10 protein-coding genes are annotated in these 11,188 nt (G+C 64.9%); 8 read left to right on the top strand and 2 right to left on the bottom strand.

From position 1 onward, the window contains the following. Both ACHWRX_RS08805 and ACHWRX_RS08800 read left to right on the top strand, forming a co-directional pair. Positions 1 to 719, top strand: a 719-nt coding sequence (locus ACHWRX_RS08805; protein ID WP_394658908.1) for a PQQ-binding-like beta-propeller repeat protein, incomplete at its 5' end; no start/stop codon positions are given. A 117-nt stretch (positions 720 to 836) separates the two neighbouring features. Then, a complete protein-coding gene (locus ACHWRX_RS08800) occupies positions 837 to 2,177 on the top strand; it encodes a methyltransferase family protein (protein WP_394658907.1) in 1,341 nt (446 codons plus the stop codon). A gap of 36 nt (positions 2,178 to 2,213) precedes the next feature. Here ACHWRX_RS08800 and ACHWRX_RS08795 read toward each other — a convergent pair whose 3' ends face one another. After that, entirely contained in the window at positions 2,214 to 3,599 is a 1,386-nt protein-coding gene (locus ACHWRX_RS08795) for a glutamate--cysteine ligase (protein WP_394658906.1), read from the bottom strand. Positions 3,600 to 3,623: 24 nt separating this feature from the next. After that, positions 3,624 to 4,400 carry a 16S rRNA (uracil(1498)-N(3))-methyltransferase gene (locus ACHWRX_RS08790; protein ID WP_394658909.1) on the bottom strand — a complete coding sequence of 259 codons (777 nt, stop codon included), beginning with the start codon at positions 4,398 to 4,400 and terminating at the stop codon, positions 3,624 to 3,626. A gap of 158 nt (positions 4,401 to 4,558) precedes the next feature. Between ACHWRX_RS08790 and ubiA the strand changes: the two genes are divergently transcribed. From ubiA to ACHWRX_RS08760, 6 genes are all read left to right on the top strand, one after another. Continuing rightward, on the top strand, positions 4,559 to 5,458 hold the full coding sequence (gene ubiA, locus ACHWRX_RS08785) for a 4-hydroxybenzoate octaprenyltransferase (RefSeq protein WP_183616095.1): 900 nt from the start codon (positions 4,559 to 4,561) through the stop codon (positions 5,456 to 5,458). A 115-nt stretch (positions 5,459 to 5,573) separates the two neighbouring features. Then, positions 5,574 to 6,182, top strand: a complete 609-nt coding sequence (locus ACHWRX_RS08780) for a flavodoxin family protein (protein ID WP_288485702.1) — start codon at positions 5,574 to 5,576, stop codon at positions 6,180 to 6,182. A 343-nt stretch (positions 6,183 to 6,525) separates the two neighbouring features. Continuing rightward, positions 6,526 to 7,701, top strand: a complete 1,176-nt coding sequence (locus tag ACHWRX_RS08775) for an HlyD family secretion protein (protein WP_183616097.1) — start codon at positions 6,526 to 6,528, stop codon at positions 7,699 to 7,701. Between the two features lies 1 nt (position 7,702). After that, entirely contained in the window at positions 7,703 to 9,292 is a 1,590-nt protein-coding gene (locus ACHWRX_RS08770; RefSeq protein ID WP_394658905.1) for an MDR family MFS transporter, read from the top strand. Further along, complete coding sequence (locus ACHWRX_RS08765; protein ID WP_394658904.1) at positions 9,292 to 10,788, top strand: efflux transporter outer membrane subunit; 1,497 nt, start codon at positions 9,292 to 9,294, stop codon at positions 10,786 to 10,788. The genes ACHWRX_RS08770 and ACHWRX_RS08765 overlap by 1 nt, the downstream gene beginning before the upstream one ends. Positions 10,789 to 10,857: 69 nt before the next feature. Beyond that, a complete protein-coding gene (locus ACHWRX_RS08760) occupies positions 10,858 to 11,040 on the top strand; it encodes a hypothetical protein (RefSeq protein ID WP_183616100.1) in 183 nt (60 codons plus the stop codon). The last annotated feature ends 148 nt before the right edge of the window (positions 11,041 to 11,188 follow it).

Below are 11,188 nucleotides of genomic sequence, written 5' to 3'. Positions count from 1 at the left end.
CCGTCTACGTGATGACGCAGGATAATCAGATCGTCGCGCTCAACACCGCGGACGGCAAGCAGCAGTGGAACGAGTCCGCCTCCGTCGCGCAATCGGGCGTGTTCGGCGTGGCAGCGCCCGCTGCGGCTCAGGGCACGGTCGTTGCTGGTTACTCGTCTGGCGAACTGGTCGCCTATCGCTATGAGAACGGCCGCCAGTTGTGGTCCGACGCGTTGGCACGCACCTCGATCTCCACCGAAGTGGGCAGCCTGACCGACGTGGACGCCGATCCGATTATCGATCGCGGCCGCGTCTATGCCCTGGGCCAGGGCGGCCGCATGGCGGCGTATGAACTGGTCACCGGCCAGCGCATCTGGGAACTGAACCTTGCGGGTATCTCCACGCCGGCGATCGCGGGAGACTGGGTCTTCACGCTGACCGACCACGCCCAGTTGCTGGCCATCGCGCGGGCTTCCGGCAAGGTGCGCTGGATGAACCAGCTGACGCGCTATCGCAACGAGAAGAAGCGTAAAGGCTCGGTGTTCTGGGTGGGGCCGGTGCTGGCGGGTAATCGCCTGTGGGTGGCCAACACCGAAGGGCAACTGGCCTATGCCGATCCTTCCGAAGGCACCCTGACGCCTTATGCGGAGCTGAAGAACGCGATCTCGCTGGCGCCGGTTGTCGCAAACCAGACGCTTTATCTGCTGGACGATAGCGGACGCATCAGCGCTTACCGCTGAGGTATAGCGGCATTTTCGGCACGCCATCGTTGGAATGTCGATACACCCGACGCGTTAAAGGGGCGGGCCTGCCGGTCTTTTCCCGCCCCTTAACCTTTCCGGGCTATCGCAGGCGGCATGACCCGCCCGGCAGCCCATCCTGAAAGTGACGTATCGGCCGCCGTCGGCGTAGTCGGCGTGTTTGGCCTGTTCGGCTGGATCGCGATCTGCCGCAACTGGGCGAGCGTGGCCGATGCCCTTGCCATTCCCGGCCCTCGTGCGCCGCTATCCGGGCCCTATGCCGCCGTTGCCGCGTTGCTATTCGCCGCGCTGCCGATGATCGTATGGTCGCTGGCGGTGGACAAGGTGCACCGCCGGCCCAGTACCGGCATCGATTGGTCTTTGCGGCGGCCCTTGCGCGAGACGCTGGGCGATTCCGTCACCAAGCTGGCCGGCTACTGGGCGACCTGGGCGGGGATCGCCGCGTTCTATTGCCTGGGCCGGTGGTACTGGGATGGGCAGTTCCTGTTCGCGATGCACGTGATCGCCACCTTTGCCGTGCCGATGCTCATCCTTTCAGCGCCTTATGTCTTGTGGCTGGACCGCAAACTGGTGGAGCCGCGCGATGCCGCCTGGCATTTCGGCGCCTTCCTGACGGGGCAGGCGGGCTGGACTTCACCCAAGATCGTGGCCCATTGGCGCGCCTGGGCGATCAAGGGCTTTTTCAGCGCCTTCATGATCTCGATCCTGCCGCCCGGCTTCGCGCAAGTGGTGAACGCGGACTTCGCCACGATCATGCACGATCCTGTGCGGCTGGCGCAGATCCTGATCGAAACGCTGTTCCTGATCGACGTGCAGATCGGCACCGTGGGCTATCTGCTCACCTTCCGCCCACTCGACGCCCATATCCGTAGCGGCAATCCGTTGCTGGCCGGCTGGCTGGCGGCGCTGGTGTGCTATCCGCCGCTGGTGTGGGGGATCATGGGCCGCCCGGACGTGCTGGGCTATCAGGCGGCGACGGCGGACTGGTCGCAGTGGCTGGCCGGAAGCGCGCCGTTGCTGTGGGGCTGGGCGGCGCTGCTGGTCTTCCTGACAGGCGTCTATGCCTGGGCTACCTTCGCCTTTGGCCTGCGGTTTTCCAACCTCACCTATCGCGGCGTGATCACCAACGGGCCGTATCGGTTTACGCGGCACCCGGCCTACCTCTCGAAGAACCTGTTCTGGTGGTTTTCGACTTTGCCGTTCCTGGTCACCAACGGATCCCTGGTGGACGTTGCGCGCAATACCGCGATGCTCAGCGTGATCAGCGCAATCTACTTCTGGCGGGCCAAGACCGAGGAAGCGCATCTGCTGGGAGAAGACGCCAAGTACCGTGCGTACCATGCCTGGATGTCGCAGAATGGCGCGATCACCCGGCCCCTGACCGCGTGGACCACGCGGTGGCGCGGGCGTGGGATGGCGCTGCAACCGGCGGAGTGATCGTCGGCCCGGCTCAGACCCGGGGCGACACCGACGTCAGAACCGCTCTTCGTAGACCCGCGAGCTGTCACCGCCCCATTCGCCGTGGAACTTGTCCAGCAGGCGTTGCGCCGGAACTTTGCCGCTCTGCGCGATCTCGGCCAGGGGGGTGAGGAAGCCCGTCTCGTCCTGGCCCATCGCGTCGCGCTTGGCCCTGGAGGCCAGGCCGGAGCGGGCGATATCGACCACCTGGCTCGCGATATCCTTGAGCGTGCCACCACTCGGAAGCGGAGCATCCAGGCCAAGACGCGGCACTTCGGTGCGCAGGCGTTCGCGGCCGTCCATGTCCCAGTCCTTGACCAGGTTCCACGCTGCATCCAACGCGCCCTGATCATACAGCAGGCCGACCCAGAAGGCGGGCAAGGCGCAGATCCGGTTCCACGGACCGCCATCGGCACCGCGCATTTCCAGGAACGACTTCAATCGCACTTCCGGGAAGGCGGTTGAGAGGTGATCGGTCCAGTCGCTCATCCGGGGCAACTCACCCGGCAGGACCGAGAGCTTGCCCGCCATGAAATCGCGGAAGGAGAGGCCCGAGGCGTCGATGTACCGCCCATCGCGGAACACGAAGTACATCGGCACGTCGAGCATGTAATCGACATAGCGTTCGTACCCGAAGCCATCCTCGAACACGAAGGGCAGCATCCCGGTACGGTGCGGATCGGTGTCCGACCAGATGTGGCTGCGGTACGAGAGCATGCCGTTGGGCTGGCCTTCGGTGAAAGGCGAATTGGCGAACAGCGCGGTCGCCAAGGGTTGCAGCGCCAGCGAGGTGCGGAATTTCTGCACCATGTCCGCCTCGCTCGCATAGTCCAGATTGACCTGGATGGTGCAAGTGCGCAGCATCATGTCCAGCCCCAGCGATCCCACGCGCGGCATGTGCCGCAGCATGATTTCGTACCGGCCCTTGGGCATGATCGGCAGTTCGGCGCGAGTCTTGTCAGGCCACATGCCCAGGCCCAGGAAGCCCAGGCCCAGCTTGTCGCCCACGGCCTTCACTTGTTCCAGGTGGCGGCCGGTTTCGTTGCAGGTCTGGTGCAGGGTCTCCAGCGGAGCGCCGGACAGCTCCAACTGGCCTGCCGGCTCCAGGCTGACATTGCCGTCCGCGCCCTTGAGGGCGATGACGTTGGTCGTGCCGTCAGGGCCGATTTCCTCGATCGACGTCCAGCCGAACTGGCGCAGTTCGTCCAGCAAGTCGCGAATGCCGCCCGGTTCGTAATAGGAGGGGGCACGGTGATCGGCGAGGCGATAGACCTGCTTTTCGTGCTCCGTGCCGATCCGCCAATTTTCGCGCGGCTTTTCGCCGGCGGCCATCGGCTCTGCCAGTTGGCGGATGGATTCGATCACCGGATCTTCGCGATCCGAAGATTCTCGCGTGCTCATCGGCGGGTGCTCATGGCGGAGCCGTTAGGGCACCGATGCGTGCCGCGCCAGCGAATTTTGCCAGTCGCCCGCAACCGCCATCCACAAGGCGCAACCGGCTATCGCCGCTGTCTCGCCGCGCAGGATGCGGGGGCCCAATCCGATCGGACGCGCCTGGGGCAGGTCGCGGATCGCGGCGCGCTCCGCATCGTCGAACCCGCCTTCCGGCCCGACCAGCAGCGCGGCGGGCCCGGTGCTGCCTTGAAACGCGGACGCCGCGGGTTCGCCACCGTTTTCGTCCGCGAAGAACAGCGTCCGCTCGGCCGGCCAATCGCGCAGCAGAGCGTCGAGCTTTGAGGGTGCGGCCAGGTCCGGCAGGGCAGTGCGGGCACATTGCTCGGCCGCTTCGGTGACGATCGTCAGGGCGCGATCCGGGTTGAGCTTGTCCGCCACGCAGCGACGGGTGATCACCGGCTGGATACGCCGCACGCCCAGCTCGGTGGCCTTTTCCAGCACGAGATCGAAGTTCGGCTTCTTCAGCAGCGCGGGGCAAAGCCAGAAGTCAGGCACGGCTTCCAGCAGGCGCAGGTGCTGGCGGATAGTCAGCGAGACGCCGCGCTTGCCCGCTTCCAGCACTTCGGCGGCCCATTCGCCGGTTTGGTTGTCGCACAGGATCACCACCTCGCCCGGACCTGCACGCATGACGCGGGACAGGTAATGCGCTTGCGACCCGTCCAGCGTGACCGAGGCTTCCATCGCGAGCGGGTGATCGATGAACAGGCGCGGAGCGCTCTTGGGCGGCCAAGCGGGAGTGGCGGGCATGGGCGTCTCTGGGTTGATTTCAGCGCGGTCCATGGCCCGATCATCCCCGTCTGTCGAGGATCATCCGATGGGTGCGAGGGGGCGGGGCAGCAGGCGCAAGCGCGCGTTTGACCGGCAGGCCACTGGCATCGCGCCCGGCATCTCGCTATCCGGGCCGCATGGTCCAGATCGTTCCCGATACCGAGCATCGCGGCATCGTCTCCGCATTGCCGCCCAGGCTGCGTGATCTGGCGCTACTGGCGCGGTTCGATCGTCCGATCGGGTGGTGGCTGCTGTTCTGGCCGGGCGCCTGGGGTGTGCTGCTGGCGGGCGGCCAGGCGCGCTGGGGCCTGATCCTGTGGCTGCTGCTGGGATCGATCGCGATGCGCGGCGCGGGCTGCGTCTATAACGACATCATCGACGCCGATATCGACCGCAAGGTCACCCGCACGGCATCACGTCCGGTGGCGAGCGGGCGCGTGGGCAAGCGGGCCGCGTGGATATGGCTTTTGGTGTTGTGCCTGATCGGCCTGGTCGTGCTGCTGCAATTGCGATGGCAGGCCCAGCTTGTGGCGCTGGGCAGCTTGCTGCCGGTGGCGGCCTACCCCTTTATGAAGCGAATCACCTGGTGGCCGCAGGCATGGCTGGGCCTGGTATTCTCCTGGGCGGCGCTGGTCGGCTGGGTGGAGGTGCGTGGCGATGAGCTGGCGACCTTGGCGCTGCTGTACGCCGGGTCGATCGCCTGGGTGATCGGCTATGATACGATCTACGCGCTGCAGGATCGGGAGGATGACGCGCTGGTGGGCGTGCGCTCATCCGCCTTGCGAATGGGCGCGCATGTGCGTGGCGGCGTGACGATGTTCTACGGGGTAGCGCTGGCGTGCTGGGCCATGGCGTTCTGGCTGTTGCGGCCGGACTGGCTGGCGCTGCTCGCCTTGCTGCCGATGGCGCTGCATCTGGGCTGGCAGGTTTTCACGCTGGACGCGGCGGATGGCAGCAATGCCCTGGATCGTTTTCGCGCCAATCGCTTTGCCGGGCTGCTGATGGCGCTGGCGTGCTGGGTCGTGGGGAACAGCTGACGGGGTCAGCGGGCTTCGCCAATTCCCCTGCGGGCAGGACCTGTTTGACAACCTTTTGCGTTCTCAAGGCATGACATCGCGCGTTGCGGTGTCAGATAGAAGAGGATTGCCGTTCATGTCGCTCAAAGCCATCGCCATCAATTGCACGCTCAAGTCCGGCACGTCGGAAACCTCCTCTACCGACGAGATGATCGAGGTTTTGGCGAAAGCCTTTGCGGACAAGGGCGTGGAGTTGACCGAAACCGTGCGTGTCGCCTCGCTCAACATCAAGCCGGGGGTCTCGTCGGACGAGGGCGAGGGGGACGAGTGGCCAGCCCTGCGCGCCAAGATCCTTGAGCATGACATTCTGATCTTTGGTGGCCCGATCTGGATGGGTCAGATCGGCAGCGTCGCCAAGCGCGTGCTGGAACGCATGGACGCGTTCCTTTCGGAGACCGACGATCAAGGCCGCATGCCCAGCTACGGCAAAGTGGCGGTGGCTGCGATCGTCGGCAACGAAGATGGCGCGCATTTCTCGTCTGCGCAGTTGTTTCAATCACTGAACGATACGGGCTGGACGATACCCGCCGTGGCCGCTTGCTACTGGGTAGGAGAAGCAATGGGCTCTGTAGACTTTAAGGATCTGGACGAGACGCCCGAGAAGGTCCTGAAAACGGCAAAAATGGTTGCGGGCAATGCCGCACACTTGGCTGGATTGCTAAAGCAGTCACCCTATCCCGGATGACGGGTTGGCCGTTAACGGGTTAGCCCAGCAGCGCCAGCGCGACGAGAAAAATCACAAGAGCCGTCGCGCTGGCTTTTACCAGTAACCCGAACGGGCATGCGTTAATCCGGTGATCCACTCTCTCCATAACATCCCTCTTCACAAGGTTGTCTTGTTTTAAGGCATAGCATAATCGTTGGTTGCAGGCGCATCAAGCAAACTTGCGGTAGATCAAGGGAACATCCTAAGGTAGTTACGCATTTTGCAAGCCTTTGTGGGACGATCTGCGTGGGGAATGTAATGAGTGTTGTTTCAGGATGCCGGGGCCTTGGCGCTCGGGCCGCCGATCGCTCTGCGCCACTCCATGGCTGACGATACAAATTCGCCCGAGCAGGCCATCCCAGACACATCCACGGACGTCGACGAAGCGACGGCGAGGCGTCGGTCTCTCAGCCCACGGACCAAGTTGATCTTGCTGGTGGTGGTGGCCGTCCTACTGATCGGCGGGGCGGTGTGGTTCCTGAGGTATAAGACTTACGGACAGTATTTCCAGGAAACGAACGACGCCACGATCATGGCCGATGCCGTGGCGATCGCGCCGCGGGTGAACGGCTATGTTTCGCAAGTTCTGGTGGCTGAAAATCAGGACGTGAAGGAAGGCCAGGCGCTCGTCCGGATCGATGCGCGGGATTATCAGGCCCAGGCCGAGCAAGTGCGCGCCCAGATCGCCCAGGCCGAAGCCAGTGCGGATAGTGCCCGCGCCTCTATCTCGGAACAGCAGGCTGCCATCGCCCAGGCAGAGGCGCAACTGGCGTCGGCCCGGGCCAAGGCGGCCAATGATGCGCGGGAAGTGGCGCGTTACACGCCGCTCGCCGCCAGTGGCGCCGAAACCCGACAGCAACTGGCGCAACTGCGGCTGGCCGCGGAGCAGTCGGCGCAGCAAGTGCGCGAACAGGTCGCCACAGTCGAACTGCAGCGCCGCCGCATCGCCGGTATCGACAGCCAGGTGCGGCAGGCGCAGGCGCAAGTGCGCGGCGGCAAGGCCCAGCTGGCGGCCGCCGGGGTCAACCTGGGAGCCACGCTGATCAAGGCTCCGTCAGCCGGCCGTGTGGGCAACAAGACGGTCAACCCGGGCCAGTACGTGCAGGCCGGAACGCGGCTCATGTCGCTGGTGCCGCTGGACAAACTGTATGTCACCGCCAACTTCAAGGAGACGCAGCTGGCGCTGATGCGGCCCGGCCAGCCCGCCAAGATCGAGGTGGACGCGCTATCCGGCACCGAAATCGACGGTCGCGTGGTCAGCATATCGCCCGGCACCGGCGCGCAATTCTCTATCCTGCCGCCGCAGAACGCGACGGGCAACTTCACCAAGATCGTGCAGCGCGTGCCGGTGCGCATCGCCATCGAAGCCACGCCCTCGGCGCGCCGGCTGTTGGTGCCCGGCCTGTCGGTCACCGTCACCGTGGATACGCGCGGGGCCAAGGGCGATCTGGAGCGGATCGAGCAGCAGCAGGAACGGCTAGAGAAGCAGGGCGGCTGAGATGGCGGCCGCCGCTCTACCGGCAAAGGCGAGCGCGCGCGTAGGAGCACGCGGAGGGGCCGGCGCGGAACCGGATGCCGATCTGGGCGCGTGGCTGGCCGTGGCGGCGGGAACGCTGGGCGCATTGATGGCCACGCTGGACATCTCGATCGTCAATTCCGCGCTGCCCACGATCCAAGGCGAAATCGGCGCGACCGGCACCGAGGGCGCGTGGGTCGCCACCTCGTACCTGGTGGCGGAGATTATCATCATTCCGCTCTCAGCCTGGCTGGAGCGTCTGCTGGGCTTGCGCCGCTTCCTGCTGATCTCGGTGACGCTGTTCACCGGTTTTTCCATTCTCTGCGGTCTGTCCACCTCGCTGATCATGATGATCATCGGCCGCGTAGGGCAGGGCATCACCGGCGGGGCGATGATCCCCACCGCGCAGACTATCATCGCCCAGCGCCTGCCGCGCCATCAGCAGTCCATCGGCACCGCGATGTTTGGCGTGGTCGCCATCATGGGCCCGCTATTGGGACCGCTGGTCGGCGGCTGGCTGACCGAAAACCTCAGCTGGCACTATGCCTTTTTCCTCAACGTGCCGCTCTCGGCAGTGCTGATCGTGCTGCTGCTGACTGGGTTACCCTCTCAGCGCGCCAATCTCGATCTCATCCGGGAGGCTGACTGGTTCGGCATTGCCGGGCTGGCGTTCGGCATGGGTGGCCTCACCGTCTTCCTGGAGGAAGGCCCGCGCGAGGAGTGGTTCGCCTCCTCCACGATCCAGGCGATGGCGGCGATGACGATCTTCGGCTTCGTGCTACTGTTCTATGGGCAGGCGACCGCCAAGCGACCGGTGATCAAGCTGAGCCTGCTGCTGGACCGGCAGTTTAGCTCCGTCGCCATCATGGGCATGGCGCTGGGCGTGGTGCTATACGGCACGTCCTATGCCATCCCGCAGTTCCTGGCGGCAATCGCGAACTACAATGCGCTGCAATCGGGCAAGGTGGTGCTGCTGTCCGGCATTCCGGCGATGCTGCTGATGCCGTTCGTGCCGATCCTGATCCGCAAGATCGACATCCGGTTCGCAGTGGGCTTCGGCATGCTGGTGATGGCGACGAGCGCTTATCTGGAGACGAATCTGACGGCCGATTCGGTGGGCGCTGACTTCGTCGATTCGCAGCTGATGCGCGGTGTCGGTTCGATCATGACGATGCTGTTCCTAAGCCAGGCGGTGGTCCAGTCCGTGCCCCCGGCGGATGCGGGAGACGCTTCGGGCCTGTTCAATTCCATGCGCAACCTGGGCGGCAGCTTTGCCTTGGCGGGGATATCCATCCTGCAGCAGGACCGCGTCTGGCTGCATTCGCGCCGCCTGGAAGAATCTTTGAGCGCGAATTCCATGGCGGTGCAGGATTACGTGGCAGGCGTCGGCCAGAGCGTCGGTAGCGCGGAAGGGGGCATGCGATTGATCGGCCAACAGATACAGCAACAGGCCCTGGTGATGACGTACAATGACATATTTTTTGCGATGAGCCTGGTGACGTTGATGGTCGCTCCGTTGCTCATCTTTTTGCGACCGTTGCCGCGCAACGCCAAAGCGGCGGCGATGCACTGATGCGCCGCCTGGTCTCTCTCGCCGCCACTACGGCACTGCTCTCCGCCTGCATGGTGGGGCCTAGCTACGATGGCCCGCCGCCCGTCGGCAGTGCGGCTACGCAGCGCGGCCACTTTGCCAGGGCGGGCGATGCGGCGCTGGTGGCGGCTCCTGGCGTCGCGCGCTGGTGGGAGGGGTTGGGTGATCCCACGCTGACCCGTCTGGTGGACGAGGCTTTGGCGCAAAGCCCGCAAGTGGAGATCGCCCAAGGCCGGATCCGAGAGGCGCGCGCCAAGCTGGATCAAGGTCGCGCGAACCTGTTGCCCAACATCTCGGCCACCGCGATCTATGCGCACGCGCGGCTGCCCGGTACCGGCATCGGCAACTCGGACGGCGGCAGCGGTGAGGACAGCGGCGGTGAAGATGCTTCTGCCGTCAATTTCTACAACATCGGAGCCACGGCTTCCTGGGAGCCGGATATCTTCGGTGCGGGCCGGCGCCGCGTATCCGCCGCGCGGGCGACGGTGGAGCAACGCTATGCGGACCTTGCCGATGCGCAAGTGGCGCTGAGCGCTCAAGTGGCACAAACCTATGTCAATTTGCGCGATGCGCAGGAGCGGACCCGGCTGAACGCCTTGTCCAGCGAGAAGCAGCGCCGATCGCTGGACCTGACCCGGCAGCGCTACGCCGCTGGCACCGCGTCTCGGCTGATGGTGGAGCGGTTGCAGACCCAGAAGGAATCGACCGACGCGCAGAATATCCCGCTGTCTGCACAAGTGGCGATGTATAAGGATGCGCTGGCGGTGCTGACCGGGCGGGTTCCGGGTGAGCTGGACGCGATGTTGGGCAATGGCGGGGCAGTGCCCGCGCCGCCGGCGCAAGTGCCGATCGGTGATCCGGCAGCGCTGATCGCGCAGCGTCCCGACATCCGCTCCGCCGAACGGGCACTGGCAGCCAGTACCGAGAATATCGGCGTGCAGAAGGCCCGCATGTTTCCCGGCATCAGCTTCACCGGCATCCTGGGGCTGGGCGGCACCCGGCCCGGTGATGTCTTCGATCCTGACAAGCTGGCGGCCTTGCTGATCCCGCAGCTGATGTGGCCGATCCTGGACTTCGGCCGGATCAAGGGCGCGGTGCGCGAAGCGGAGGGGCAGCGGGATACCGCGCAAGGGCAGTATCGCCAGACGGTGCTGGCCGCCTTGCAGGATGCAGAGGACAGTCTGGCCCGGTTCGGTGCCACGCGACAGCAGCTGGCAGGCCTGATCCGTTCGCAACGCAGCGCCGGCATCGCGGTGACGCTAAACCGTCAGCGGTTCGAGGCCGGGACCAGCACTCTAATCGACCAACTCGATATCGAGGGCCAGGAGTTGTCCGCCATCAGCGCGGTATCCCAGGCGCGGGCGCAGCTAACGATCGACTACATTGCGGTGCAAAAGGCGCTGGGGCTGGGCTGGACGGCGCCAGACGGAGGGCAGAAAAGCCAGGATGTGGTTGAAAGAGGCCAGGGCGGCCAATAGGCGCGCCAAGCTGATCCAACCTCCTTCGCGTCCGGTGCGTTGTGCATACGCAACATTAAGGAGTGAGCCATGCTCATCAAACTCGCAGCATTGGGCGCGCTCGGCTACGCCGGGTATCGTTATTTCCAAAAGAACGAGGCTGGCGGTTATCGCGAGCCGCGTCGTATCCAAGTCGCCGGTGGGCCGCTGAGCGATCAGGCTACCGTTCAGCCCAGCGCGACCGTGCCTCCCGCCGGTTTCCAGCCTAATTGATCGCACGCGTTTTTCCGGAGCGGCGCGTGAGCCGCTCCGGACGCCTTGATGGAGAGGATGCCCGGAGTGCCGGATCGAGATCAGAAAGCGCAGGAAAGTCCCGCGAAGGATCTGCCGCAGCAGGTGAATGACGATATCGCTGGAGTGC

The organism is uncultured Novosphingobium sp., assembly GCF_964277725.1.
Taxonomy (GTDB): Bacteria; Pseudomonadota; Alphaproteobacteria; order Sphingomonadales; family Sphingomonadaceae; genus Novosphingobium; species Novosphingobium fluoreni.
This window is presented reverse-complemented; position numbering and strand designations above follow the sequence as displayed.